27 protein-coding genes are annotated in these 24316 nt (G+C 63.2%); 15 read left to right on the forward strand and 12 right to left on the reverse strand.

The features are described 5' to 3' along the window. Positions 1-42: 42 nt before the first annotated feature. From purT to BLT66_RS19480, 3 genes are all read left to right on the forward strand, one after another. Positions 43-1245: a formate-dependent phosphoribosylglycinamide formyltransferase gene (gene purT / locus BLT66_RS19470; protein WP_092760214.1), complete on the forward strand. Its 1203-nt coding sequence runs from the start codon at positions 43-45 to the stop codon at positions 1243-1245. Between the two features lie 9 nt (positions 1246-1254). Beyond that, positions 1255-2328: a mechanosensitive ion channel family protein gene (locus tag BLT66_RS19475; protein WP_176955111.1), complete on the forward strand. Its 1074-nt coding sequence runs from the start codon at positions 1255-1257 to the stop codon at positions 2326-2328. A 143-nt stretch (positions 2329-2471) separates the two neighbouring features. Beyond that, a complete protein-coding gene (locus tag BLT66_RS19480) occupies positions 2472-3077 on the forward strand; it encodes a chalcone isomerase family protein (RefSeq protein ID WP_092760216.1) in 606 nt (201 codons plus the stop codon). Here the strand turns inward: BLT66_RS19480 and BLT66_RS19485 are convergent. After that, complete coding sequence (locus BLT66_RS19485) at positions 3071-3829, reverse strand: DeoR/GlpR family DNA-binding transcription regulator (protein ID WP_092760218.1); 759 nt, start codon at positions 3827-3829, stop codon at positions 3071-3073. The genes BLT66_RS19480 and BLT66_RS19485 overlap by 7 nt on opposite strands. A 92-nt stretch (positions 3830-3921) precedes the next feature. Between BLT66_RS19485 and nudK the strand changes: the two genes are divergently transcribed. Further along, on the forward strand, positions 3922-4512 hold the full coding sequence (gene nudK, locus BLT66_RS19490; RefSeq protein WP_092760220.1) for a GDP-mannose pyrophosphatase NudK: 591 nt from the start codon (positions 3922-3924) through the stop codon (positions 4510-4512). Positions 4513-4536: 24 nt separating this feature from the next. On the opposite strand, the gene BLT66_RS19495 is transcribed toward nudK, so the two are convergent. From BLT66_RS19495 to gorA, 3 genes are read right to left on the reverse strand one after another with little or no spacing between them, the layout of a single operon-like run. After that, entirely contained in the window at positions 4537-5751 is a 1215-nt protein-coding gene (locus tag BLT66_RS19495) for a GGDEF domain-containing protein (RefSeq protein WP_092760222.1), read from the reverse strand. An 18-nt stretch (positions 5752-5769) separates the two neighbouring features. Then, positions 5770-7269, reverse strand: coding sequence for an AMP nucleosidase (locus BLT66_RS19500; protein ID WP_092760224.1), 1500 nt, complete (start codon positions 7267-7269; stop codon positions 5770-5772). Between the two features lie 25 nt (positions 7270-7294). Next, complete coding sequence (gene gorA / locus BLT66_RS19505) at positions 7295-8668, reverse strand: glutathione-disulfide reductase (RefSeq protein WP_092760226.1); 1374 nt, start codon at positions 8666-8668, stop codon at positions 7295-7297. Between the two features lie 218 nt (positions 8669-8886). On the opposite strand from gorA, the gene BLT66_RS19510 reads away from it, so the two are divergent. Then, the gene (locus BLT66_RS19510; RefSeq protein WP_092760691.1) at positions 8887-9285 is read left to right on the forward strand and encodes an FKBP-type peptidyl-prolyl cis-trans isomerase; all 399 of its coding nucleotides are present in this window, start codon (positions 8887-8889) and stop codon (positions 9283-9285) included. Positions 9286-9331: 46 nt separating this feature from the next. Then, positions 9332-10225, forward strand: a complete 894-nt coding sequence (proC, locus tag BLT66_RS19515) for a pyrroline-5-carboxylate reductase (protein WP_092760228.1) — start codon at positions 9332-9334, stop codon at positions 10223-10225. 191 nt (positions 10226-10416) lie between these two features. Here the strand turns inward: proC and fdhA are convergent, their stop codons facing one another. From fdhA to BLT66_RS19540, 5 genes are all read right to left on the reverse strand, one after another. After that, positions 10417-11619, reverse strand: a complete 1203-nt coding sequence (gene fdhA, locus BLT66_RS19520; protein WP_092760230.1) for a formaldehyde dehydrogenase, glutathione-independent — start codon at positions 11617-11619, stop codon at positions 10417-10419. A 157-nt stretch (positions 11620-11776) separates the two neighbouring features. Further along, on the reverse strand, positions 11777-12400 hold the full coding sequence (gene lipB / locus BLT66_RS19525; protein ID WP_255407022.1) for a lipoyl(octanoyl) transferase LipB: 624 nt from the start codon (positions 12398-12400) through the stop codon (positions 11777-11779). Between the two features lie 59 nt (positions 12401-12459). Next, entirely contained in the window at positions 12460-12762 is a 303-nt protein-coding gene (locus BLT66_RS19530) for an HP0495 family protein (protein ID WP_092760695.1), read from the reverse strand. 16 nt (positions 12763-12778) lie between these two features. Next, positions 12779-13669, reverse strand: coding sequence for a D-amino acid aminotransferase (locus BLT66_RS19535; RefSeq protein WP_092760232.1), 891 nt, complete (start codon positions 13667-13669; stop codon positions 12779-12781). Positions 13670-13692: 23 nt separating this feature from the next. After that, complete coding sequence (locus tag BLT66_RS19540) at positions 13693-14817, reverse strand: MBL fold metallo-hydrolase (RefSeq protein ID WP_092760234.1); 1125 nt, start codon at positions 14815-14817, stop codon at positions 13693-13695. Between the two features lie 195 nt (positions 14818-15012). Between BLT66_RS19540 and BLT66_RS19545 the strand changes: the two genes are divergently transcribed. The 9 genes from BLT66_RS19545 to BLT66_RS19585 all read left to right on the forward strand — a co-directional run bounded on the left by BLT66_RS19545 (position 15013) and on the right by BLT66_RS19585 (position 22251). Beyond that, positions 15013-15489: an ATP synthase subunit I gene (locus BLT66_RS19545; protein ID WP_092760236.1), complete on the forward strand. Its 477-nt coding sequence runs from the start codon at positions 15013-15015 to the stop codon at positions 15487-15489. A 21-nt stretch (positions 15490-15510) separates the two neighbouring features. Beyond that, complete coding sequence (atpB, locus tag BLT66_RS19550; RefSeq protein ID WP_092760238.1) at positions 15511-16422, forward strand: F0F1 ATP synthase subunit A; 912 nt, start codon at positions 15511-15513, stop codon at positions 16420-16422. 63 nt (positions 16423-16485) lie between these two features. Then, on the forward strand, positions 16486-16731 hold the full coding sequence (gene atpE / locus BLT66_RS19555) for a F0F1 ATP synthase subunit C (RefSeq protein ID WP_058721792.1): 246 nt from the start codon (positions 16486-16488) through the stop codon (positions 16729-16731). Positions 16732-16769: 38 nt separating this feature from the next. Next, positions 16770-17240, forward strand: coding sequence for a F0F1 ATP synthase subunit B (locus tag BLT66_RS19560; protein WP_092760240.1), 471 nt, complete (start codon positions 16770-16772; stop codon positions 17238-17240). A gap of 14 nt (positions 17241-17254) precedes the next feature. Next, positions 17255-17785 (forward strand): F0F1 ATP synthase subunit delta, encoded by a 531-nt coding sequence (locus BLT66_RS19565; RefSeq protein ID WP_092760242.1) that lies wholly within the window; start codon positions 17255-17257, stop codon positions 17783-17785. A 75-nt stretch (positions 17786-17860) separates the two neighbouring features. Then, a complete protein-coding gene (gene atpA, locus BLT66_RS19570) occupies positions 17861-19414 on the forward strand; it encodes a F0F1 ATP synthase subunit alpha (RefSeq protein ID WP_092760244.1) in 1554 nt (517 codons plus the stop codon). Positions 19415-19434: 20 nt separating this feature from the next. Then, entirely contained in the window at positions 19435-20310 is an 876-nt protein-coding gene (atpG, locus tag BLT66_RS19575) for a F0F1 ATP synthase subunit gamma (protein WP_092760246.1), read from the forward strand. A gap of 60 nt (positions 20311-20370) precedes the next feature. After that, positions 20371-21798: a F0F1 ATP synthase subunit beta gene (gene atpD, locus BLT66_RS19580; RefSeq protein ID WP_092760248.1), complete on the forward strand. Its 1428-nt coding sequence runs from the start codon at positions 20371-20373 to the stop codon at positions 21796-21798. Between the two features lie 36 nt (positions 21799-21834). Next, complete coding sequence (locus tag BLT66_RS19585) at positions 21835-22251, forward strand: F0F1 ATP synthase subunit epsilon (protein WP_092760250.1); 417 nt, start codon at positions 21835-21837, stop codon at positions 22249-22251. A 67-nt stretch (positions 22252-22318) separates the two neighbouring features. Here BLT66_RS19585 and BLT66_RS19590 read toward each other — a convergent pair whose 3' ends face one another. The 3 genes from BLT66_RS19590 to BLT66_RS19600 are packed head-to-tail and all read right to left on the reverse strand — an operon-like array spanning position 22319 to position 24309. Further along, positions 22319-22843, reverse strand: a complete 525-nt coding sequence (locus BLT66_RS19590) for a TPM domain-containing protein (RefSeq protein ID WP_092760252.1) — start codon at positions 22841-22843, stop codon at positions 22319-22321. Continuing rightward, complete coding sequence (locus BLT66_RS19595; RefSeq protein WP_092760254.1) at positions 22843-23718, reverse strand: TPM domain-containing protein; 876 nt, start codon at positions 23716-23718, stop codon at positions 22843-22845. Before BLT66_RS19595 ends, BLT66_RS19590 begins: the two co-directional genes overlap by 1 nt. Before the next feature lie 6 nt (positions 23719-23724). Next, the gene (locus BLT66_RS19600; RefSeq protein ID WP_092760256.1) at positions 23725-24309 is read right to left on the reverse strand and encodes a LemA family protein; all 585 of its coding nucleotides are present in this window, start codon (positions 24307-24309) and stop codon (positions 23725-23727) included. Positions 24310-24316: the final 7 nt, after the last annotated feature.

The following is a 24316-nucleotide window of genomic DNA, read 5'->3' on the forward strand; positions in this document are numbered from 1 at the left end:
CGGCCCGCTCGGGCCCACCCTCCTGTCGCACTGCATACGTTCATGAAAACTCTAGGCACCCCCCTGTCCCCCCACGCAACCAAGGTCATGCTGCTCGGCTCCGGCGAGCTCGGCAAAGAGGTGCTGATTGCGCTGCAGCGCCTGGGCGTGGAGACCATCGCCGTCGACCGCTATGCGAATGCCCCCGGCCAGCAGGTGGCCCACCATGCGCGCACCATCACCATGAGCGACCCGCTGCAGCTCAAGGCCTTGATCGAAGCCGAGCGCCCCGACCTGGTGGTGCCCGAGATCGAAGCCATCGCCACCCCCATGCTCGAAGAGCTGGAGGCCGCCGGCACGGTGCGCGTGATCCCCACCGCCCGCGCCGCCCGCCTGACCATGGACCGCGAAGGCATACGCCGCCTGGCTGCCGAGACCCTGGGCCTGCCGACCAGCCCCTATGTGTTCTGCGACTCGCTGGCCGAGCTGCAGGCCGCCATCGACAGCAAGATTGGCTACCCCTGCATCGTCAAGCCGGTGATGAGCAGCTCGGGCAAGGGCCAGAGCAAGATCAGCGGCCCGGCCGATGTGCAAACCGCCTGGGACTACGCGATGGCCGGCGGCCGGGTCAGCCACGGCCGGGTCATCGTCGAAGGCTTCATCGACTTCGACTACGAAATCACCCAGCTCACCGTGCGCGCCCTGGGCGCCGACGGCAAGGTGGAAACCCATTTCTGCGACCCCATCGGCCACATCCAGGTCAGCGGCGACTACGTGGAAAGCTGGCAGCCGCACCCCATGCCGCTGCCGGCCATCCAGCGCTCGCGCGAGATCGCCAAGGCCGTGACCGACAACCTGGGCGGCCAGGGCCTGTTCGGCGTCGAGCTGTTCGTCAAGGGCGACGAGGTCTGGTTCAGCGAAGTCAGCCCGCGCCCGCACGATACCGGCATGGTCACGCTGTGCACCCAGTGGCAAAACGAATTCGAGCTGCATGCGCGTGCCATCCTCGGCCTGCCGGTGAACACTGCACTCAAGAGCCCGGGCGCCAGCGCGGTGATCTACGGAGGCGTCGACGCCCAGGGCATCGTCTTCGACGGCGTGGCCGAAGCGCTGCGTGTGCCGAATACCGACATCCGCTTGTTCGGCAAGCCCGAGAGCTTCGTCAAGCGCCGCATGGGCGTGGCCCTGGCGTTCGACGCCGACGTGGAAGTCGCCCGCAGCCGCGCCAAGCAGGCGGCCGCGCTGGTCAAGCCGCGCGCGGTCTAAGCGCGTTCCGTGAACCAGCTCATTGCCTGGGCCGACGACTCGGCGTTGCGTATTCTTCTTGCGGCCGGCCTGGCCATCGTGCTGGGGCTGGTGGCGCATGCGGTGGGCGCGCTGCTGGTGCGGCGGGTCACGCGCAACCTGCCGCTGGCCTCGGCCATCGCCCAGGCCTGCCATGCGCCGGCCCGGGTGGTGCTGCCGCTGATCGCGCTGCAGGCTGTGTGGCAGATAGCGCCGCACGACTTTCCGCTCATCGCCGGTGTGCGCCATGTGAATGTGCTGTTGCTGTTGACCGGCCTGACCTGGCTGGGCCTGCGCGTGGTGCGCGGCGCCACCCAGGGCCTGATCGCCCTGCACCCGCTGCAGGTGGAGGACAACCTGAACGCCCGCCGCGTCCACACCCAGGCCAAGGTGCTGGCCAACACCCTGGTGTTCGGCATACTGGTGACCGGGCTGGCGGCAGTGCTGATGACCTTTCCCGAGGCCCGGCAGTTTGGCGCCAGCCTGCTGGCATCGGCTGGCGTGGTCGGGCTGGTCGTGGGCATCGCCGCGCGGCCGGTGCTGGGCAATCTGCTGGCCGGCCTGCAGATCGCGCTGGGCCAGCCGCTGCGCATAGACGACGTGCTGATCGTGCAGGGCGAGTGGGGCCGGGTCGAGGAGATCACCGGCACCTACGTGGTGCTGCGCGTCTGGGACCAGCGGCGGCTGATCATTCCGCTGCAGTGGTTCATCGAAAACCCGTTCCAGAACTGGACCCGGCGCAACCCCGAAATGATAGGCACGGTGTTCTTGTGGGTGGACTACGCCATGGCCATGGACCCGCTGCGCGCCGAAGCCCTGCGCATCTGCCAGCGCTCGCCGGCCTGGGACGGCCGCCATTGCAAGCTGGACGTGACCGACACCGCCGCCCACGGCGTGCAGATCCGGCTGGAGGTGACCTCGGCCAATGCCGATCTGCTGTGGCGGCTGCGCTGCGATGTGCGCGAAGGCCTGGTGGACTTCATGCAGCGCCACTACCCGCAGCACCTGCCGCGCATGCGCGCCGAGCTGGATGCGCGGCCGGCCTTGCCAGGCGTTGCGCCGTGAATCGGATTTTGCTATTTATTTGGTAGCTGTTCACGCATATTGCATATGCGCTAGAGCCCTAAAAAGCTTCAAACCAATGTAGCCGGTATGTAAAGCAAACGCGGTACAGTGCAGGGCATAAAAGCTTTGCAGGAGACCGACCGATGAACCGCCTGATCCGTGCCGCCATGCTGGCCGCCCCGCTGCTGTGCCAGCCTGTGTGGGCCGCCGCGGCCAATGCGCCGAGCACCCCGTTTGCCGCCGATGCCCAGGTGCTGGGCACACCGTTGCAGCTGAATGGCGCCGGCACCCGCTACCGCGCGGTGTTCAAGGTCTACGACATGGCCTTGTACACGCCGCGCAAGGTGTCCAGCCCCGAGGAGCTGCGCGCCCTGCCCGGGCCCAAGCTGCTGAGCTTTACCGCGCTGCGTGAAGTCTCCGGCACCGACCTGGGCCTGGCCTTCATCAAAGGCCTGTCGGCCAATTCGCCCAAGGAGCTTGTGCTCAAGCACACCACCTCGGCGAACCGGCTGATCGAAATCTTCTCCGGCCGCAGCAAGCTGGCCGCGGGCGACAGCTTTGCGATGCAGTTCATCCCCGGCCAGGGCACCTTGTTCTTCATCGCCGGCCAGCCCCAGGGCACGCCGGTGGGCGACGCCGAGTTCTTCGGCATGGTGCTGAACATCTGGGTCGGCGACAGCCCGGCCGACTACGGGCTGAAAGCCGCGCTGCTGGGCCAGGAAGCGCCGGTCAAGAAGAACGGCTACTGAGCCCGGACCAAGGTCAGACCTAGCCCCGTCAGCGCCGCCACCTCCTGGTCGCTGGTGCCGGGCTCGACCACCAGGCCGGTGGCACTGCTGCAGGGGCCGATCACATAGGGCGAGGCGGCGTGCAGTTTCTCGGCCGAGGCCAGCACCCAGGTCTCGGCCGCCTGGGCCATCAGCGCGCGCTTCACATGGGCTTCTTCCATGTCGCCAGTGCTGAGTCCGGCCGTGGCGCTGATGCCGGTGACTCCCATGAAATACAGGTCGGCGCGCACCTGGCGGATCGCTTCGATGGCCGCCGCGCCCACCGCCACCACCGAATGCTTGAACAGGCGTCCGCCCACCAGCTGCACCTCGACCAGCGGGTGCTCGACCAGGGCCAGCGCGATGGTCGGACTGTGCGTCACCACCGTAGCCTGCAGGCTGTGCGGCAGCCGCAGCGCCAGCTGCTGGCAGGTGGTGCCGCCGTCGATGAACACCACCTGGCCAGGCTGCACCAGGGCCGCGGCGGCGGCGGCAATCGCCTGCTTGCCCGCCATCTGCAGCTGGCTGCGCGCAGCAAAGTTGGCCACCGCCGGCGAGGCGGGCAGGGCGCCGCCGTGCACCCGCTGCAGCAGGCCGCGCGCAGCCAGCGCCCGCAGGTCGCGGCGGATGGTGTCTTCCGACAGGCCGAGGCTGGCGCTCAGGTCGGCAGCGACGATGCGGCCGTCGCGGCGCAGGGTTTCCAGGATCAGTTGTTTGCGTTGCTGGGTCAGCATGGGGTTTCCGTTCAGATATGCATGATTATCATTGAAGTTGCACGAATGTGCATGTTTACGCTAGACTGCCTGCTATCACCTTGGGAGCCCGCATGCAAGCCAATGACATCCGCATCGTCGAACAAAAAGTCCTGTCCGACGATTGGTACCTGCTGAAGAAGAACACCTTTGAGTTGCGCCGGCGCGACGGTAGCTGGCAGCGCCAGAGCCGTGAAACCTACGACCGCGGCAATGGCGCGACCATCCTGCTCTACCACCCGGGCCAGGGTACGGTGGTGTTGACGCGGCAGTTCCGCTTTCCTACTTTTGTGAATGGCAACCCCGACGGCATGCTGATCGAAACCTGCGCCGGCCTGCTGGACCAGGACGACCCCGCTACCTGCATCCGCCGCGAAACCGAAGAGGAAACCGGCTTTCGCCTGCGCGATGTACGCAAGGTGTTCGAGGCCTATATGAGCCCGGGCTCGGTGACCGAGCGGGTGTTCTTCTTCGTCGGCGAATACAGCGAGGCCGACAAGGTGTCGGACGGTGGTGGCGAGCACCACGAAGGCGAAGACATCGAAGTGCTGGAGCTACCCCTGGCCGAGGCCCTGCAGATGGTGGCCGATGGCCGTATCTGCGATGGCAAGACCATCATGTTGCTGCAGTATGCGCAGCTGCATGGTCTGGCGTATCCCGCCTGAACGGCGGCCCCGCACGCAGCGGGCTTAAATAACTGTTTGTCCGAGTCCGCCGTCGGACTGCACCATGCGGCCGCGGCCTTCGTGCTTGGCTGAGTAGAGCGCGGTATCGGCGCGCGCCAGCAGGCCGGCCAGGGTGCCGTCGCCGTCGCGCAGAACCGCCACGCCGGCACTGAAGTTCATGTGGAAACCCAGCTCTTTTTCGCCTACTTCCTGCAGCATGGCGCGCAGCCGCTGGTCGAAGCCTATGCTGGCCGAGCGGTGGGTATTGGCCAGCACGATGCAGAATTCTTCGCCGCCCAGGCGGCCCACCAGGTCGCCGGTGCGGCGGCTTTCGCGCAGCAGCCGGGCGAACAGCTTGAGCGCCTTGTCGCCGACCTCGTGGCCATGGGTGTCGTTGATGCGCTTGAAGTGGTCCAGGTCCAGCATCATCAGCGTCAGCGGCTGCTGGTAGCGCTGGGCGTTGGCAAACATGCCCTCGGCCCGCTCCATCCAGCCGCGCCGGTTCAGCAGGCCGGTCAGGCCGTCGGTCATGGCCAGGCTGTGCAGCCTGGCCTTGGCCTCGTCGCGCCAGGCGGCCAGCAAGGCCACCACCGAGACGATGGTGCCCAGGTTCAGCGTCACCGCCATGGTCAGGTTGATGCTTTGCAGCGCGGCCTCCGAGCCCCAGATGCCGATCGCCGCCCGCACCAGCATCAGGCCCGCGGTGCCGACCAGGCAGGCGCACAGCCACCAGCGCCAGGCCCGGCCTACATGGCGCAGCGGGAATAGCGTGGCCCGCGCCACCAGCAGCAGCATGGCCGCCAGGCACAGGTGCGACCAGCCGAGCTGGAAGTCCGGGCTGGCAAAACCCAGCGCATAGCCGAGCGGCGCGGCCACCAGCAGCACCAGCAAGGAGCGTGCGCACCAGCGGTAGTCGAGCCAGTCCTGCGGGCTGCGGCGGATTGGCCGCTTGCGGTATTTGTTCGGCCGGCTGCGGTGGCCCAGCCAGCTACCCAGCGCCCGGTGCAGCAGCCACTGGCACAGGCCGAACAGCGCCACGGCCAGCGGCGCCAGCACCGGTGCCCAGGCATAGCCGGCGGCGATGCTGGACGCCCCGCCGAGCACCAGGGCCACCACCCCCAACTGGGCGCAGCGGGTGGCGGCACTGGCCTGGCTGCCAACCATGGTCAGCAAGGCAATCGACACCATGAACAGGTTCGCGGTGGCGATCACCAGCAGGGTGGGAATATCGAGCTGCATCGGAGAACAGGTGTGCGGTTACTGGAAGGCGACTTCGGCAAAGCTGCGCAGCTTGCGGCTGTGCAGCTGCGTCAGGCCCTGGGCGCGCAGCAGTTCGATGGCGCGGATGCCGATGCGCAGATGCTGGTCGACCCGTTCGCGGTAGAAGTGATTCGCCATGCCGGGCAGCTTGATCTCGCCGTGCAAAGGTTTGTCGCTGACGCACAGCAAGGTGCCGTAGGGCACGCGGAAGCGGAAGCCGTTGGCAGCGATGGTGGCGGATTCCATGTCCAGCGCCACTGCACGGCTCTGGCTGAAGCGGCGCTGTGGCTGGTTGTTCGGCAGCAGCTCCCAGTTGCGGTTGTCGGTGCTGGCCACGGTGCCGGTGCGCATGATGTTCTTCAGCGCCACACCTTGCACCTGGGTCACGTCGGCCACGGCCTGTTCCAGCGCCTGCTGGATTTCGGCCAGGGCCGGGATCGGCACCCACAGCGGCAGTTCTTCGTCCAGCACATGGTCTTCGCGCACATAGCCGTGGGCCAGCACGTAGTCGCCCAGCTGCTGGCTGTTGCGCAGGCCGGCGCAGTGGCCAACCATGATCCAGGCATGCGGGCGCAGCACGGCGATGTGGTCGGTGATGTTCTTGGCGTTGGCCGGGCCGACGCCGATGTTGACCATGGTGATGCCGGCGTTGTCGGAGCGCACCAGGTGGTAGCCGGGCATTTGCGGCAGGCGCGGCGGCACAGCGCCCAGTGCGTCCACCGCTTCGGGCGGCAGGCCCACCCGGCGGGTGATGACGTTGCCGGGCTCGACGAATGCGCAGTATTCGCTGTTCGGGTCGGCCATGGCCGCATGGCCCATGCGCACGAATTCGTCGATGTAGAACTGGTAGTTGGTGAACAGCACGAAGTTCTGGAAGTGCTCGGGCCCGGTGCCGGTGTAGTGGCGCATGCGGTGCAGCGAATAGTCGACCCGCGGCGCGGTGAACAGCGACAGCGGCAGCGGTTCGCCGGGGTGCGGCTCGTAGGTGCCGTTGGCGATGCCGTCGTCCATGGCGGCCAGGTCGGGCAGGTCGAACACGTCGCGCATCAGCATGCGGCGGCTGGCGTCCATGTGGCCTTCGACGTGGTCGTGTTCGGCAAATGAGAAGTGCACCGGAATCGGCAGCGCGCTGGTGCCGATCTCCAGCTCGACCTGGTGGTTTTGCAGCAGCAGGCGGAACTGTTCGAGGTAGTAGCTGTGGTACAGGTCGGGCCGGGTCAGCGTGGTCTCGAAGCGGCCGGGGCCGGCCACGAAGCCGTAGCTGAGGTGCGCGCTTTCGATCAGGGCGCTGGCGGCACGGGCCACGGTTTCGGTGTGCAGGCGCACAAACGGGTAGCAGGCCCGCACATGGCCGGGCAGGGTTTCACCGGCCACAAAGCGCTGCATGGCCGAGCGCAGGTGGTCGATCTGCTGGTCGTAAATCAGCCGGACCTGCGCCAGGGCGGCAACCGGATCGGTGAAGCGGGTGGGGGCGATAAAGGCGGGCAGGTAAGGCATGGGTCTATTGTGCAACGCAACAAGCTCAGCGAGATAGGGGGATGGGGTCGCGCATGGTGACGAATTCTTCGGCCATGGTGGGGTGGATGCCGATGGTGCTGTCGAACACTGCCTTGGTGGCGCCGGCCTTCATGGCCACGGCAAAGCCTTGCACTATTTCGCCAGCATCGGCGCCCACCATGTGCAGGCCGACCACGCGGTCGCTCGCATCGTCGACCACCAGCTTCATCAGCGTGCGTTCGGTGCTGCCGCTGAGCGTGTGCTTCAGCGATTTGAATTCGCTGCGGTAGATGCTGACCGGGCCAAACTGTTCGCGCGCTGCGGCTTCCGTCAAGCCGACGGTACCGATGTTGGGGTGGGTGAACACCGCGGTGGGGATGAGATCGTAGTCCATGCTGCGTGCCGCCTTGCCAGCCTTGGGGCCGAACAAATGGTCGACCAGGGCCATGGCTTCGCCCAGTGCCACCGGTGTGAGCTGCAACCGCGCGGTCACGTCGCCGAGTGCATAGACCGAGGGCACCGAGGTCTGGTAGTGGCGGTCCACCTCGATCGCGCCGTCCTTGCCCTGGGCGATGCCCAGCGTCTCCAGGCCCATGCCTTGCACATTCGGCACCCGGCCGATGGCGTACAGCACCTGGTCGACGGTCAGGGTGTCGCCGTTCGCCAGGCGTACCTCCAGCCCGGCGGCGGTGCGCAGGATGCTGGCCACATCGGTTTCCAGCCGCAGATCGACGCCAGCCTTGCGCACCTCTTGCGCCAGGAAGTTGCGCACGTCGTCGTCAAAGCCGCGCAGCAGCTGCTGGCCGCGGTACACCTGGGTCACCTGGGCACCCAGGCCGTTGAAGATGGAGGCAAATTCGCAGGCGATGTAGCCGCCGCCCACCACCAGCAGGCGCTGCGGGAACGGCTCCAGGTCGAACATCGCATCCGACACCACCGCATGCTCGGCACCGGGAATCGATGGCAGGCTGGGCGTGCCGCCGGTGGCGACCAGGATGTGCTCGGCGGTGTAGCTCTGGTCGCCGACCTGTACGGTATGCGCGTCCAGCAGCGTGGCCCAGCCGGGAATGAGCTGCACGCCCGCGCCCACCAGCAGCTGCTGGTAGATGCCGTTGAGCCGGGTGATCTCGGTGGCGCGGTTTTTCTTCAGCAGGCTCCAGTCGAGGCTGGCGTGGCCCACCTGCCAGCCGAAGCCAGCGGCTTCTTCAAAGGCTTCGGCATAGTGCGCGGCGTAGCTGTAGAGCTTCTTGGGGATGCAGCCCACGTTGACGCAGGTGCCGCCCAGCGCGCCCACTTCGGCCAGCGCCACGCGCGCACCGCGCTGTGCGGCCATGCGCGCAGCCCGTACGCCGCCGCTGCCGCCACCCACCACCAAGAGATCGAACTGGAATGCGGGCATGCGGGTTTCCTTCTGGTTTGGGTGGAGCATTAGGCCCCAAATGCTATTAAATATGTAGCTTGCGGTGCATGTATTTGCTGCGCCATCCCCACTTCTGATGAAGCGAGGGGAAAACGCTGCCGAGAAACCGCAATAATGGATGGTATCTATTCCAACACCCAAGGTTTTTCGTGAAATTTGCTCTGACTACCGCCGCTTTCTGCCTGTTTGCCGCCAGCCTGACCAGCGCCAGCTGGGCCCAGACCACCGACGCCGCCGCTGCCGCCAAAGAGGCCGGAGCCGTCGTCACCCCCAGCGGCCTGGTCTACCGTTCGCTGAAAGACGGCACCGGCGCCAGCCCCACCGCGAGCGACAAGGTCAAGGTGCATTACCGCGGCACCTTCCTGGACGGCAAGGAATTCGACAGCTCGTACAAGCGCAATGAACCCATCGAGTTCCCGCTGAACGGCGTCATCAAATGCTGGACCGAAGGCGTGCAGAAAATGAAGGTCGGCGGCAAAGCCAAGCTCACCTGCCCACCGGCGATTGCCTACGGCGAGCGCGGCGCAGGTGGCGTGATCCCGGCCAATGCCACGCTGCAGTTCGAAGTCGAACTGCTCGGCATCAACGGCAAGTAAGCACCTGGTCTCCACGTCCGCGACCCACTGTATTTCTGGAATTCCCATGGCATCTTCCCGGCCTGCACCCATCAGCTCTTCGCCCTTCGGCCCCTCGTCCCAATCCGGCGGGCAGCCCAATGCCGCTGCACACGACCAGATCGCCTTCATCGGCGGCGGCAACATGGCCAGCGCCATCATCGGCGGGCTGGTCAAGAAAGGTGTGCCGGCCAACCACATCCTGGTGATCGAGCCCTGGGCCGAGGCGCGTGCCAAGCTGCTGGCCGACTTCGCCATCCAGGCCCATGAAATGCCCGGCCCGGTGCTGGCCCAGGCGCGCACTGTGGTCTGGGCGGTGAAGCCGCAGATGTTCAAGGACGCGGCCTTGCAAACCCGCTTCCATACCAAGACTGCCCTGCATCTGAGCGTGGCCGCGGGCATCCGCAGCGACAGCATTGCCAAATGGCTGGACACCGAACGCGTAGTGCGCGCCATGCCCAACACCCCGGCGCTGATCGGCAAGGGCATGACAGCGCTGTTCGCCCGGCCGGCCGTGTCGGATGCCGACCGCCAGGTCATTGAAAAGGTGCTGGCCGCCACCGGCGAAAGCCTGTGGGTGGGAGTGGAGGAGCAGCTGGATGCGGTGACCGCCTTGTCGGGCTCGGGCCCGGCCTATGTGTTCTACCTGATCGAAGCCATGACCCAGGCGGGTGCCGACATGGGCTTGTCGCGCGACCAGGCGCATAGGCTGGCGGTTGGCACTTTTGTCGGCGCATCGGCTCTGGCCCGCGCCTCCAACGAGCCGCCGGAGATCCTGCGCCAGCGTGTCACGTCCAAGGGTGGCACCACCCATGCGGCCATCACCTCGATGGACCAGGACGGGCTGAAGAACACCTTCATGCGTGCCCTGCACGCCGCCAAGCACCGCGCCCGCGAGCTGGGCGATGAGTTCGGGGATTAGGGAACACCCCCAGGCTTGCCCACTGCGTGTGGCCGCCAACCCCCTTGCAGGGGGCGATTCCAGCGGCCTGGCATAGCCAGTTCCGCGGAATCTTTGGACGGGGTGTCTATTCGTGAATTTATGCTTTATTGGCTGCTGGCGCTTACTCCATAAGCGCTAGCAGCTATTTAATGCATAGCGCCGACTGTGGGCTACGCTGCTTTGGCTAGCTGGCGGTGCGGGTCGATGACAAACTTCTTGGGCACGCCGGCGTCGAACTCGGCGTAGCCGCTGGGGGCTTCGTCCAGCGAGATCACCTGCACGCCCACGATGTCGGCGATGTGGATGCGGTCCCACAGAATCGCCTGCATCAGCGCGCGGTTGTACTTCATCACCGGGGTCTGGCCGGTGTGGAAGCTGTGCGACTTGGCCCAGCCCAGACCGAAGCGCAGGCTCAGGGCACCACTCTTCGCCGCTTTGTCGACACCGCCCGGATCGTCCGTTACGTACAGGCCGGGGATGCCGATCTTGCCGGCGGCGCGGGTGATTTCCATCAGCGAATTCAGCACGGTAGCCGGTGCCTCGCCCTGCGATCCCGCATGGCCGTGGCCGCGGGCTTCGAAGCCGACGGCGTCGATGGCGCTGTCGACTTCCGGTGTGCCCAGGATGGCGGCGATCTGGTCGGCCAGGCTCACGTCGAGCGACAGATCGACGGTCTCAAAACCCACCTTGCGCGCATGCACCAGTCGCGCCGGGTTCACGTCACCGACGATCACCACCGCCGCGCCCAGCAGGCGCGCCGAAGCGGCCGCCGCCAGACCGACCGGGCCGGCACCGGCCACGTAGACCGTGCTGCCCGGGCCGACGCCGGCCGTTACCGCGCCGTGGTAGCCGGTGGGCAGGATGTCGGACAGGCAGGTCAGGTCGCGGATCTTCTCCAGTGCGCGATCCCGGTCGGGGAACTTCAGCAGGTTGAAGTCGGCGTACGGCACCATCACGTATTCGGCCTGGCCGCCGATCCAGCCGCCCATGTCCACATAGCCGTAGGCACCGCCGGCGCGCGACGGGTTGACGCTGAGGCAGACGCCGGTGTGCTGCTCCTTGCAGGTGCGGCAGCGGCCGCAGGCCACGTTGAAGGGCACGGAAACCAGGTCGCCTTTTTTGAGGGTTTCCACATCGCGGCCGACTTCCAGCACTTCGCCGGTAATTTCGTGGCCCAGCACCAAGCCGGCCAGTGCGGTGGTGCGGCCGCGCACCATGTGCTGGTCGGAGCCGCAGATATTGGTGGACAGCACTTTCAGGATCACCCCGTGCTCGGCCGACTGGCCCAGGGGGTTGACGAGTTTGGGGAAGGGGATGGCTTGCACTTCGACCTGGCTTTGCCCCAGGTACACGACACCTCGGTTGCTTGACATTGGGTTTGTCTCCTTGTTTGTCATTGGACGCAGACCTCTGCGCCAGAATGGGCACGAAGGTGCACCATCTTGGACCGATGGCAAACAGGCACTAGCTGGATTGCGACGCCGAAGTGTATTTTTTGCCCGCTTTGGTGCGGATGGGGCCGGGTACAGGCTAGGCCAGGTACTTTTCCAGCTTGTGGGCAAACACCTGGGCGGCTTCGGCCCAGGCCGCGTCCACGCCCAGCTGCGCCAGGTCCACCGTCTGCAAGCCTGCATAGCCGCAGGGGTTGATGCGGCCAAAGGGTTCGAGGTCCATGGCCACATTCAGCGCCACGCCGTGGTAGCTGCAATGCCGGCTGACCTTGATGCCCAGCGCGGCAATCTTGCCCAGGTAGGTCGGGCTGGTTTCCAGCTCTTTGGATGTAAAACCGGCCTCCAGCCGCGCGTGGCTGAACGGGTCTTGCAGGCGCACGTAAATGCCTGGTGCGCCGGGTACGCGCAGGCCGGTAACGCCGAAATGCACCAGGGTCTGGATGGCGGCTTCTTCCAGCCGGTAGACGTATTCCTTGACGAAATAGCCGGCGCGCTTCAGGTCCAGCAGCGGGTACGCCACCACCTGGCCGGGGCCGTGGTAGGTGACCTGGCCGCCGCGATTCGTCTGCACCACCGGGATCTCGCCGGGCAGCAGCAGGTGCTCGGCCTTGCCCGCCAGGCCTTGGGTGAAGACCGGCGGGTGCTCACAAATCCATAGCTGGTCCGGCGCATCCGATGTGCGCTGGGCAGTGAAATCCTGCATGGCGGCCACGGTGGGCAGATAGTCCACGCGGCCCAGCAACTGGGCGGACAGCGGGGCCGTCACAAGACCATCTTCACCATCGGATGGGTGCTCAGCGTGCGGTACAGCTCGTCGAGCTGTTCGCGGCTGGTGGCGGTGACGGTGATGGTGATGCCCAGGTATTTGCCGCCCTTGCTCTCGCGCAGCTCGACCGTGGCGGCGTCATAGCCGGGGTCGAATTGTTTGGCGATGCTGGTGATGGCGTGCACAAAGCCCTCGGCCTGCGCGCCCATCACCTTGATGGGGAACTGCGAGGGGTATTCGATCAACGAGTCTTTGCGCGGGTCGACGGGATCGGTGGCTTCGGTGGTAGGTGTGGTCATGGTGCGAATGTGCTGGTTAGGCGGCTTGGGTGGCAGCGGTATAGCCCGCATACAGTTTGGCGTAGATCGGGCCGGGTTGGCCGTTTGCAACCGGTTGGCCGTCCAGCGTGGTGATGGCCAGCACTTCCTTGGTGGCGCTGGACAGCAGCAACTCATCGGCGTTGAGCACCTCTTCGCGGCTGATGCGGCGCAGCTCGAACGGAATGCCCTGGGCCCGGCAGATTTCTTCCATCAAACCAAAGCGTATGCCTTCGAGCACCAGGTTGTCTTTGGGTACGCCGACCAGGGTGCCGTTTTTCACCAGCCAGACATTGCTGGAGGCGGCCTCGCTGAGAAAGCCATGGCGGAACATCACGGTCTCGACTGCGCCGGCATCGACGCCGATCTGCCGCGCAAACACCGCGCCCAGCAGGCTAGTGGCCTTGATGTGGGCTTTCTCCCAGCGGAAGTCTTCGGCCGTCACGCAGGCCACGCCCTGGCTGCGCTGGGCGGCCGAGGGCAGGTTCATCTTGTTGGCCATGGCGAACACCGTGGGCGTGATGTCCTGCGGCATCGCATGGTCGCGCATCGCCACGCCGCGGCTGATCTGGATGTAGACCAGGTGGTTGCCCTGAATGCCATTCGGGCCGCTGGTGCCAGTACTGGCTGCGTGGCCAGCTACCAATTTAGTGGCAATTGCACGCCATTCGGTTTGGGTCAGTGGGTTCGGGATGCGCAGCTCGCGCAGGCTGCGGTCGAGCCGCGCCATGTGCTGCTCGAAGCGGAACAGGCGGCCGGCGTAGACCGGCACCACTTCGTACACGCCGTCACCGAAGATGAAGCCGCGGTCCATGACGCTGATTTTGGCGTCGCACAAGGGGGTGTAGGCGCCGTTGAGGTAGCAGGGGAAGTCGGGCAAGGTGTGCATGGTGGGGGCTGGGAGTAGAGGCCTTATTTTGAACTGCTGGCGCGGGCTGGCAGGCGCCGGGTTTCGCCAATTTTCAGCAGAAAGAAATCGTCTTCGGCCACGCCCTGGGCGAGGCGGGCGGCGGCCAGATCTTTGGGCGGCTGGTCGAGCGGCTCGTCGGTGAGGTTGAACGTGCCCCAATGCACGCCGACGCTGCGTTGCGCATGCAGGTCGCGGTGGATCTGCACCGCCTCGGCCGGATTGATATGCTGATTCTGCATGAACCAACGCGGTTCGTAGGCGCCAACGGCGATCAACGCCAGGTCAAAACCCTCGGGGCTGCGGTCCTTGAAATGCGCACGGGTGTCCTTGAAATCCTGGCTATAGCCGGTGTCGCCGCTGAAGTACCAGTGGAAGTCGGCGCCGAACACGGCCCAGCCACCCCACAGCGTCTGGAAGCGGTCACCCAGGCCGCGGGCCGACCAGTGCTGCACGGGCGTGAGGTGGAATTCCACGCCCTGTACCGTGTGCTGCTGCCACCAGTCGAGCTCCACCACGTTGGTGATGCCCTGGTCGGCAAACCAGGCCTTCAAACCCAGGGGTACTATAAAAAGCGTAGCGTCTTGCGCACGCTGGTTCAGCGCCAGCACCGCATTCGTATCCAAATGGTCGTAGTGGTTGTGCGAGATCACCACCACGTCAATCGGTGGCAAATCGGCCATGGCCACGCCGGGCGGCTGGGCCCGCTGCGGCCCCACGAACTGCACTGGCGAGGCGCGTTCGCTGAACACCGGATCGGTGAGCACATTCAGCCCGCTGGCCTGCACCAGCATGCTGGCGTGGCCGATCCAGGTGATGGCCGGCTGCATGGCTGCACCGGCGCGCGCATTGGCGTGGATGGCCGCCAGGTCGGGGGCGACCACGGGTGTGGGAGTCTGTGGCGGCGGTGGCAGGTTGTGGCGCCAGGCGTTGGATTTCCAGCGCAGCAGGTCGGACATCGAGCCTGGAATGGCATCGGTGTAGTTGTTCTTGAAGCCGGTTGGCGTGTGGTGCTGCATGGCGGAGGCGGGCAGGTTGGGTGCTTGGCAACCGGCGAGGCCGAGGGCCAGTCCTAGCGCGTTCCAGCAGCGGTGTGTACGAAACAGGGTGGCGATTTTTGGGGTGTGCATGCGGCGACTGGGGGTAGAGTCTGCCGTCGTGCTTTACATTACGGCACGCAGCGCACACTGCAAAACCAGGCTGGCAGCCTGATCCAACGGCACGCATGCAGATTTTGGTGGCTAATTTAAGGGGTTTCTACGTATAATAGTAGGCTTTGCTAAATAGCTCAGAGTCGCGCCCGGGTGTCATAAAACAAGTTGAAAATGGTCCCAGACTTTGATGCCCGTGATGAAGATAAGGTAGAGGACGCAGATTTCAAGCCCCTGACTGCAGCAGAAGCGCAGTTGTGGCGGCAGCAGAATCCTCCCTTGTCTTTGTGGTGGGTGTTGCTGGGACAGGCCTTGGTGGGCAGCGTGGTTGCATTGGCGGCCTGGCTGCTAACCGGCAAGGCCGCTAACGGTTGGTCTGCTGCATACGGTGTGCTGTCGGTTGTAGTGCCTGCAGCCTTGTTTGCGCAAGGGGTCACAGGAAGACTTGCACGGACCGTGCCAGGCGCGGCGATGGTGGGCTTTTTTGTGTGGGAGTTGGTCAAGATCACCGTCACGGTTGCCATGTTGTTTGCGGCGCCGCGGTTGGTTTCTGGTTTGAATTGGCTAGCCTTGTTGGCTGGCTTCGTAGTGACAATGAAGGTGGTTTGGGTGGCGCTGTTATTTCGCCCCAAGCGCCAACGTACGGCTTAACAGGATTGATGGATTTCAAATATGTCGACTGAAAACGCTGCTGAACACGCTGCTACAACGGGTCCGAAGGCGGGCGATTACATCGTTCACCATTTGCAACATTTGCAAAAAGACTTCTCGTTCGAGAGCGTCAAGCAAACCAGCATTGTGGATTTCAGCCTCTTTAATCTCGATTCCGTTTTGTACTCGGTGATTTTGGGCATTGTGGGCTGCTTCTTCCTGTGGCGCGCTGCGCGCAAAGCCACGTCAGGCGTTCCGGGCCGCTTCCAGGCAGCCGTAGAAATTCTGACCGAAATGGTCGATAGCCAGGCCAAGGGCGTGATCCACAACGCCAAGAGCCGCAAGCTGGTGGCTCCGTTGGCCTTGACGGTGTTTGTCTGGATCTTCTTGATGAACGGCATGGACATGCTGCCGGTCGATATCTTGCCCAAAGTGTGGGAGCATTTCTATGCATCCACCGGCGGCGACCCGCACCACGCTTATATGCGTGTGGTTCCTACTGCCGATCTGTCGACCACCCTGGGTTTGTCGGTCAGCGTGCTGTTTGTTTGCTTGGTGTACAACATCAAGATCAAGGGCCTGGGCGGCTGGGCGCATGAGCTGGTTGCAGCACCGTTTGGCGACCACTGGTTTTTGTATCCAATCAACTTCCTGATGCAGTTGATCGAGTACCTGGCAAAGACGGTTTCTCACGGTATGCGTTTGTTCGGCAATATGTTTGCTGGTGAATTGGTTTTCATGTTGATCGCCTTGATGGGCGGCACGTGGGCCTGGCAGTTCAACCCCGCTGAGGGCATGTTCTGGCTAGGTGTTGGGCATGTGATTGCCGGTACGGCGTGGAGCATCTTCCACATCCTGGTGATCACCTTGCAGGCCTTCATCTTCATGATGTTGACGCTGATTTACGTGGGCCAGTCTCACGAAGCGCATTAACACCGCGTTAAGGTTCGTTTTCGCTTTTCTTTTTTCTTTTACCTGTACTTTTTAGGAACAATCATGGAAAACATTCTCGGTCTCGTCGCTCTGGCTTGTGGTTTGATCGTTGGTCTGGGCGCCCTGGGTGCCTCCATCGGTATCGCTTTGATGGGCGGCAAGTTCCTCGAATCGTCGGCACGCCAGCCTGAACTGATGAACGAACTGCAAACCAAGATGTTCATCTTGGCCGGTCTGATCGACGCGGCTTTCCTGATCGGCGTGGCTATTGCCCTGCTGTTCGCTTTCGCCAAGCCTTTCGCAATCTAATTGTTGGCATCCCTTTCACGACCGAAAGGAATTAAGCCGTGAACATTAATTCAACCCTGTTTCTGCAGGCCGTTGTCTTTGCGATCCTGGTGTGGTTCACGATGAAATTCGTGTGGCCTCCGATCACCAAAGCATTGGACGAGCGGGCGCAGAAAATCTCTGACGGCCTTGCTGCCGCCGATAAAGCCAAGTCTGAGTTGACCAACGCCAACAAGCGTGTGGAAGACGAGCTGGCCAAGTCGCGCACCGAGACCGCATCGCGCTTGGCTGATGCCGATCGCCGTGCCCAGGCCATCGTCGAAGAGGCGAAAGCCCGCGCGGTGGAAGAAGGCAACAAGATCGTGGCAGCAGCCCGTGCCGAAGCCGAGCAGCAAACCGTGAAAGCCCGTGAAGCCCTGCGTGAGCAAGTGGCAGCATTGGCTGTGAAGGGTGCCGAGCAGATTCTCCGCAAGGAAGTCAATGCCGGTGTCCATGCGGACTTGTTGAACCGACTCCAAACTGAACTCTGAGCAGTAGAACGACCATGGCTGAAATAGCAACCATTGCCCGTCCCTACGCCGAGGCGCTGTTCAAGGCGACTTCCTCTGACTTGGATGGCACTGCCGTATGGCTGGATGAATTGGCGGCAATTGCTGCCAACCCCCAGTTGCTGCAGTTTGCCGACAACCCCAAGGTAGAGGTCGGCCAGGTGTTTGACGTGATCGCGGGTGTGGCCAAGTCGGCCTTGCCCGATGCCGCAAGAAACTTTTTGCGCATGGCTATTGAAAATGGACGTTTGAACGCCCTGCCCGAGATCGCCACACAGTTCCGCACGTTGAAAAATGCGCGGAGCGGCTCTTCGGATGCCACTGTTTTCAGTGCTTTCGAGATGGACGCCGCTGCGCTGGCAAATGTACTGTCAGCCCTGGAAAAGCGTTTTGGACGCAAGCTCAATCTCACGGTGGCTTTGCAGCCTGAGTTGATTGGCGGAATTCGCGTCGTGGTGGGTGACGAGGTTTTGGATACCTCGATCAAAGCCCGCCTGGAACATATGAAATTGGCTCTGACCGCCTAAGGTCGCAGCCAGCGTTTTCGGCCAGAGCCCGTGGCTCCGGTTGTTTGCTAACCAAAGAAAGAGAAGGAAAGAGTCATGCAACTCAATCCCGCAGAAATTTCTGAACTGATCAAGAGCCGCATCGAAGGCTTGACAGCCAGCGTTGATATTCGCAACCAAGGCACCGTGGTGTCCGTGACCGACGGCATCTGCCGCATCCACGGCCTCTCCGATGTGATGCAGGGCGAAATGCTGGAATTCCCCGCCGGCAGCGACGGGCAACCCACCTACGGCCTGGCCCTGAATCTGGAACGCGACTCCGTCGGTTCCGTGATCTTGGGTGAGTACGAACACATTTCCGAAGGCGACATCGTGAAGTGCACGGGTCGTATTCTGGAAGTGCCGGTCGGCCCCGAGCTGCTCGGCCGCGTGGTGAACGCCCTGGGTCAGCCTATCGACGGCAAGGGGCCTATCAACGCCAAGCTCACCGACGTGATCGAAAAGGTCGCACCGGGCGTGATCGCCCGTAAATCGGTGGACCAGCCTATGCAAACCGGCCTGAAGTCGATTGACTCCATGGTGCCCGTGGGCCGTGGCCAGCGCGAACTGATCATTGGTGACCGCCAGACCGGTAAGACGGCTGTTGCGATCGACGCCATCATCAACCAAAAGGGACAGAACATGTCCTGCGTTTACGTCGCGATTGGCCAAAAGGCCTCGTCGATCAAGAACGTGGTGCGCGCTCTGGAACAAGCTGGCGCAATGGAATACACCATTGTGGTGGCAGCTTCGGCTTCTGAATCGGCTGCCATGCAGTACGTCAGCGCCTACTCTGGCTGCACCATGGGCGAGTACTTCCGCGACCGCGGCCAAGACGCCCTGATCGTGTACGACGATTTGTCCAAGCAAGCCGTTGCTTACCGCCAAGTGTCCCTGCTGCTGCGCCGTCCACCAGGCCGCGAAGCCTACCCTGGCGACGTGTTCTATCTGCACAGCCGCTTGCTGGAACGTGCCGCTCGCGTGAACGCCGACTACGTCGAAGCCTTCACCAAGGGTGAAGTCAAGGGCAAGACCGGTTCTTTGACGGCTCTGCCTATCATTGAAACGCAAGCCGGTGACGTGTCTGCCTTCGTGCCGACCAACGTGATCTCGATTACCGATGGTCAGATCTTCCTGGAAACCTCGTTGTTCAACGCCGGCATCCGTCCTGCGATCAACGCCGGTATCTCGGTGTCTCGCGTGGGTAGCGCTGCTCAGACCAAGATCATCAAGGGCCAGTCCGGCGGTATCCGTACCGACTTGGCGCAGTACCGTGAATTGGCGGCTTTCGCCCAGTTCGCTTCTGACCTGGATGAGTCCACCCGCAAGCAACTGGACCGCGGCGCACGCGTGACCGAGTTGCTGAAGCAAGCCCAGTACAGCCCGCTGTCCATCTCCTTGATGGGCGCCACGCTGTTCGCCGTGAACAAGGGCTTCATGGACGATATCGCGGTCAAGAAGGTATTGTCGTTTGAGCATGGCTTGCACGCCTACCTCAAGGACAAGCACGCTGCTTTGCTGTCAAAGATCGAAGCCTCCAAGGCGCTGGACAAGGAAGCTGAGGCTGAATTGCTCGCCGCTGTGGCCGCGTTCAAAAAGACGTTCGCTTAATTCCAAACTAGGAGCCACCCATGGCATCAGGCAAGGAACTACGCAGCAAGATCAAATCGGTGGAAAACACCAAGAAGATCACCAAGGCGATGGAGATGATCTCCGTTTCCAAGATGCGTAAAGCGCAGGAGCGGATGCGCGCAGCGCGTCCGTACAGCGAGAAGATCCGTGACATCGCTGCAAACCTGGGTCAGGCGAATCCGGAGTACGTGCACACCTTTATGCAAACCAACGGTGCCAAAGCCGAAGGTTTTGTGGTCATCACGACCGATAAAGGTTTGTGCGGTGGTTTGAACACCAATCTGTTTCGCGCCCTGACCATCAAGCTGCGTGACTCGCAGGCTGCGGGCAATAGCGCGCAGGCGGTGGCCATCGGTGGCAAGGGTTTGGGCTTTCTGACTCGCATTGGCGCCAAGGTGGTGTCGCATGTCACCCATTTGGGCGACAAGCCGCATCTGGACAAGTTGATTGGACCGTTGAAGGTACTGCTGGACGCCTACGAAAAAGGCGAAATCAGTGCCGTGCATCTGGTGTACAACAAGTTTGTCAGCACCATGCGCCAAGAGCCGGTGATTGAGCAGTTGCTGCCTTTGTCGGCCGCCAAGATGCAGGCGGAAACCAAGGCTGCGGGTGCGCATGCTTGGGACTACATCTACGAACCGGATGCGCAGTCGGTGATTGACGACCTCTTGGTGCGTTACGTAGAAGCGCTGGCCTACCAGGCTGTCGCTGAAAACATGGCGTCGGAACATGCTGCACGCATGGTCGCCATGAAGGCTGCAACGGATAACGCAGGTAGCGTGATTGCCGAGTTGAAGTTGGTCTACAACAAGACCCGCCAAGCTGCAATTACCAAAGAGCTGTCGGAAATTGTGGCGGGTGCTGCGGCTGTTTAAGCCGTTTCCCGTTCCAGTCTGTCATCGTTCGATTTAAAGATTCAATCTATTGGAGCAAACATGGCTCAAGAAAATGCAGAAGTGACCTCCCGCGTCGAGGGGAAAATTGTTCAGTGTATTGGTGCCGTGGTGGACGTGGAGTTCCCGCGCAACCATATGCCCCGCATTTACGATGCACTGAAAATGGAAGGCTCCGCGCTGACCTTGGAAGTGCAACAGCAGCTGGGTGACGGCATTGTCCGTACCATTGCGCTGGGTTCTTCCGACGGCCTGCGCCGCGGTTTGGTGGTCTATAACACTGGCGCCGGTATCACCGTGCCCGTGGGCAAGGCTACCCTGGGCCGCATCATGGACGTGCTGGGCGCGCCCATCGACGAACGTGGTCCGGTCAGCCAGGAACTGACGGCCACCATCCACCGCAAGGCTCCGGCTTACGACGAACTCAGCCCTTCGCAAGAACTGCTGGAAACCGGCATCAAGGTGATTGACTTGATCTGCCCGTTCGCCAAGGGCGGTAAGGTCGGTCTGTTCGGTGGTGCCGGTGTGGGCAAGACCGTGAACATGATGGAGTTGATCAACAACATCGCCAAGGCGCACAGCGGTTTGTCCGTGTTTGCTGGTGTAGGTGAGCGTACCCGTGAAGGGAACGACTTCTACCACGAGATGGCCGATTCCGGCGTGGTGAACCTCGAGAACCTGCCTGAGTCCAAAGTGGCGATGGTCTACGGTCAGATGAACGAGCCCCCAGGCAACCGTCTGCGTGTGGCTTTGACCGGTCTGACCATTGCGGAATCCTTCCGTGACGAAGGCCGTGACGTGCTGTTCTTCGTGGACAACATCTACCGCTACACCCTGGCCGGAACCGAAGTGTCCGCACTGCTGGGCCGTATGCCTTCCGCCGTGGGCTACCAGCCTACCCTGGCCGAAGAAATGGGCCGTCTGCAAGAGCGTATTACCTCGACCAAGGTCGGTTCGATCACCTCCATCCAGGCCGTGTACGTGCCGGCGGATGACTTGACCGATCCATCGCCTGCTACGACCTTCGCCCACTTGGACTCCACCGTGGTGTTGAGCCGTGATATCGCTTCGCTGGGTATCTACCCTGCGGTCGATCCACTCGACTCCACCAGCCGCCAGCTGGACCCGCTGGTCGTCGGTGAAGACCACTACAACACCGCCCGTGCCGTGCAAGGTACGCTGCAGCGCTACCGCGAACTGCGCGACATCATCGCGATCATGGGTATGGACGACTTGGCTCCTGAAGACAAGCTGGCCGTGGCCCGTGCGCGCAAGATCCAGCGTTTCCTGAGCCAGCCGTTCCACGTGGCCGAAGTGTTTACCGGTTCGCCCGGCAAGTACGTGCCATTGTCGGAAACCATCCGTGGTTTCAAGATGATCGTCAACGGCGAATGCGACCACATGCCAGAACAAGCGTTCTACATGGTCGGCTCCATCGACGAAGCCATCGAAAAGGCTAAGAAGGTTTAATTCCTTCTTGCCCGACGCTGAACCCAAAGGATACGTATGTCGACCATTCACGTGAATGTTGTCAGTGCCGAAGAATCCATCTTCTCCGGTGAAGCCCGCTTCGTGGCTTTGCCGGGTGAATCTGGCGAGTTGGGCATTTATCCGCGCCATACCCCCTTGATCACCCGTATCAAGCCGGGTTCGGTGCGCATCGAAAAGGCCGACGGCACCGAAGAGTTCATCTTCGTCGCCGGTGGCGTGCTGGAGATCCAACCGAACTGCGTGACCGTGTTGTCTGACACGGCGATCCGCGGCAAGGATCTGGACGAAGAAAAGGCCAATGCCGCCAAGGCGGCTGCCGAGGAAGCTCTGCGCAACGCCAAAGGCGAACTGGATATTGCCAAAGCCCAATCCGAGCTGGCCATCATGGCAGCCCAGATTTCGGCCCTGCGCAAATTCCGCCGCAACCGCTGATCTCTGCTGTCGCACACAAAAAAGCCGCTTTCGAGCGGCTTTTTCTTTGGGCGGAATAGCCGGGAGCTTAGCCGGCGTCGTTCAGTAGCGGCAAGTTCGGGAGCTCGTTGCTTCGCAACTGGCCGGCCTGCAGTGGGAAATACTGTACCAGCGCGGCCGACACCTCTTCCAGCGCCTGGGTCAGGCCTTCCTCGTAGTGGCTAGCCTGCAGGGCGGTGCCCAGGTGCTTGACCATGGCCTGCCATTCCGGTGCCGAGATGCGTTGGTTCAGGCCACGGTCGGCCACCAGTTCGATGGACCGTTCGGCCAGCAGCAGATAGATCAGCACACCGTTGTTGTGCTCGGTGTCCCAGACCCGCAGCTTGCCAAATAGCATGACGGCGCGTTCGCGCGCAGCGGCGTCGCGCCACAGATAGCTCAGCGGCAGGCCGGCTTCGACGTAGATGCGGATTTCACCGGTATGCCTTTGTTCGCTGGCGCTGACCCGTTGGCCCAGACGCTCCAGCAGGGCTGGCGGAACTGCGCGGCGCACGTCGGCGGCGCCCAGGCTGCTGTGCTGCAGAATCCGCAACACGGTTTGCCAGAGCGCCATCACCAGTTCCCCGAGGCGCCGCCGCCGCCAAAATTACCGCCGCCACCCGAGCTGAAACCGCCGCCACCGCCGCCGCGCCCGCTAGAGCCAAAGCCGCCACCCGATCCACCCCAGCTGGAGCCGCGCCCCAGGGAGGTGGGCGTGAAGCGCGATACCAGGGTGAACAGCAAGGCCGCGACCCCGGCCACGCCGGCAATCAACAGGCTGGTGGTGACGAACCAGGCCAGGCCGCCGACCGCCGCACTGGCCACCAGCGAGCCGAACTTGGGGCCGAACACGCTGCGGGCCATCGCCGCGCCTATGGGCAGGGCAAACACCGCAAACACCAGCAGCTCGGTCCAGTCGAAGCCCTCAAAGCCGCCCGTGGGCTGGGCGCTGGGCGCGGGCAGGGCTTCGCCCTTGATGCGCGCCATGATCTGCTCCACGCCGGCATCCAGGCCGCCTGCGAAGTCGCCTTGCTTGAAGCGCGGCGTGATCACTTCATCGATGATGTTCTTGGCCGCCAGATCGGGAACCGCGCCTTCCAGCGTCTTGGCGACTTCGATGCGCAGCTTGCGGTCGTTCTTGGCGACCAGCAGGATCAGTCCATCGCCTACGTCTTTGCGGCCGATCTTCCAGGCGTTGCCGATACGGTTGGCGTAGCTGGCGATGTCTTCGGGCTGGGTGGTCGGCACCAGCAGCACGACCACCTGCGCGCCAGCGCTGGCCTCGAATGCGGTCAGCTTGGCTTCCAGCGCCTGCTGCTGCGCCGCGCTGAGTGTGGCCGTGGTGTCGATCACGTGCCCCGTCAGCGCCGGTACGGGCAGCACGCTTTGGCCGTGGCTGACCAGGCCCAACAGTGCCAAGTAGCACGCAACACACAGGCGTAGCAGCATGGAGTTTTACTTTTTGAAGTCCACCACCGGCGGGGCGCTGATGGTGGCCTCGTTCTGCACCGTGAAGCTGGGCTTGGGCTGGTAGCCAAATACCTTGGCTGTCAGGTTGCTGGGGAAGCTGCGCGCCAGCACGTTGTATTCCTGCACGGTGCCGATGAAGCGGTTGCGGGCTACGGTGATGCGGTTCTCCGTGCCTTCGAGCTGCACGCGCAGGTCGCTGAAGCCCTTGTTGGCCTTCAGGTCGGGGTATTTCTCCACCGTCACCATCAGCCGGCTCAGGGCGCTGCCTAGCTCGCCCTGGGCGGCCTGGAACTTGGCGAAGGCCTCGGGGTTGTTCAGGGTTTCGGGCGTGACCTGGATGGCTGTGGCCTTGGCGCGGGCCTCGACCACCTTGGTCAGGGTGTCCTGCTCGAAAGCGGCTTCGCCCTTCACCGTGGCCACGATGTTCGGCACCAGGTCGGCGCGGCGCTGGTACTGGTTCAGCACCTCGCTCCAGGCGGCCTTGCTTTGCTCGTCCAGCCGTTGAAAGTCGTTGTAGCCGCAGCCGCTAAGCGCCAATGCAAGCAAAAGAGCGGGTAACCAGCGTTTCATAAGGGTT

The sequence above is a fragment of the Rhodoferax sp. OV413 genome (genome assembly GCF_900104385.1).
Classification (GTDB): Bacteria; Pseudomonadota; Gammaproteobacteria; order Burkholderiales; family Burkholderiaceae_C; genus Rhodoferax_B.

Coding starts and splice junctions, on each gene's coding strand:
- purT (WP_092760214.1), top strand. CDS start 43: ATGAAAACTCTAGGCACCCCCCTGTCCCCCCACGCAACCAAGGTCATG.
- BLT66_RS19480 (WP_092760216.1), top strand. CDS start 2,472: ATGAACCGCCTGATCCGTGCCGCCATGCTGGCCGCCCCGCTGCTGTGC.
- BLT66_RS19485 (WP_092760218.1), bottom strand. CDS start 3,829: ATGCTGACCCAGCAACGCAAACAACTGATCCTGGAAACCCTGCGCCGC.
- nudK (WP_092760220.1), top strand. CDS start 3,922: ATGCAAGCCAATGACATCCGCATCGTCGAACAAAAAGTCCTGTCCGAC.
- BLT66_RS19495 (WP_092760222.1), bottom strand. CDS start 5,751: ATGCAGCTCGATATTCCCACCCTGCTGGTGATCGCCACCGCGAACCTG.
- BLT66_RS19500 (WP_092760224.1), bottom strand. CDS start 7,269: ATGCCTTACCTGCCCGCCTTTATCGCCCCCACCCGCTTCACCGATCCG.
- gorA (WP_092760226.1), bottom strand. CDS start 8,668: ATGCCCGCATTCCAGTTCGATCTCTTGGTGGTGGGTGGCGGCAGCGGC.
- proC (WP_092760228.1), top strand. CDS start 9,332: ATGGCATCTTCCCGGCCTGCACCCATCAGCTCTTCGCCCTTCGGCCCC.
- fdhA (WP_092760230.1), bottom strand. CDS start 11,619: ATGTCAAGCAACCGAGGTGTCGTGTACCTGGGGCAAAGCCAGGTCGAA.
- lipB (WP_255407022.1), bottom strand. CDS start 12,400: ATGCAGGATTTCACTGCCCAGCGCACATCGGATGCGCCGGACCAGCTA.
- BLT66_RS19530 (WP_092760695.1), bottom strand. CDS start 12,762: ATGACCACACCTACCACCGAAGCCACCGATCCCGTCGACCCGCGCAAA.
- BLT66_RS19535 (WP_092760232.1), bottom strand. CDS start 13,669: ATGCACACCTTGCCCGACTTCCCCTGCTACCTCAACGGCGCCTACACC.
- BLT66_RS19540 (WP_092760234.1), bottom strand. CDS start 14,817: ATGCACACCCCAAAAATCGCCACCCTGTTTCGTACACACCGCTGCTGG.
- BLT66_RS19545 (WP_092760236.1), top strand. CDS start 15,013: ATGGTCCCAGACTTTGATGCCCGTGATGAAGATAAGGTAGAGGACGCA.
- atpB (WP_092760238.1), top strand. CDS start 15,511: ATGTCGACTGAAAACGCTGCTGAACACGCTGCTACAACGGGTCCGAAG.
- atpE (WP_058721792.1), top strand. CDS start 16,486: ATGGAAAACATTCTCGGTCTCGTCGCTCTGGCTTGTGGTTTGATCGTT.
- BLT66_RS19565 (WP_092760242.1), top strand. CDS start 17,255: ATGGCTGAAATAGCAACCATTGCCCGTCCCTACGCCGAGGCGCTGTTC.
- atpA (WP_092760244.1), top strand. CDS start 17,861: ATGCAACTCAATCCCGCAGAAATTTCTGAACTGATCAAGAGCCGCATC.
- atpG (WP_092760246.1), top strand. CDS start 19,435: ATGGCATCAGGCAAGGAACTACGCAGCAAGATCAAATCGGTGGAAAAC.
- atpD (WP_092760248.1), top strand. CDS start 20,371: ATGGCTCAAGAAAATGCAGAAGTGACCTCCCGCGTCGAGGGGAAAATT.
- BLT66_RS19585 (WP_092760250.1), top strand. CDS start 21,835: ATGTCGACCATTCACGTGAATGTTGTCAGTGCCGAAGAATCCATCTTC.
- BLT66_RS19590 (WP_092760252.1), bottom strand. CDS start 22,843: ATGGCGCTCTGGCAAACCGTGTTGCGGATTCTGCAGCACAGCAGCCTG.
- BLT66_RS19595 (WP_092760254.1), bottom strand. CDS start 23,718: ATGCTGCTACGCCTGTGTGTTGCGTGCTACTTGGCACTGTTGGGCCTG.
- BLT66_RS19600 (WP_092760256.1), bottom strand. CDS start 24,309: ATGAAACGCTGGTTACCCGCTCTTTTGCTTGCATTGGCGCTTAGCGGC.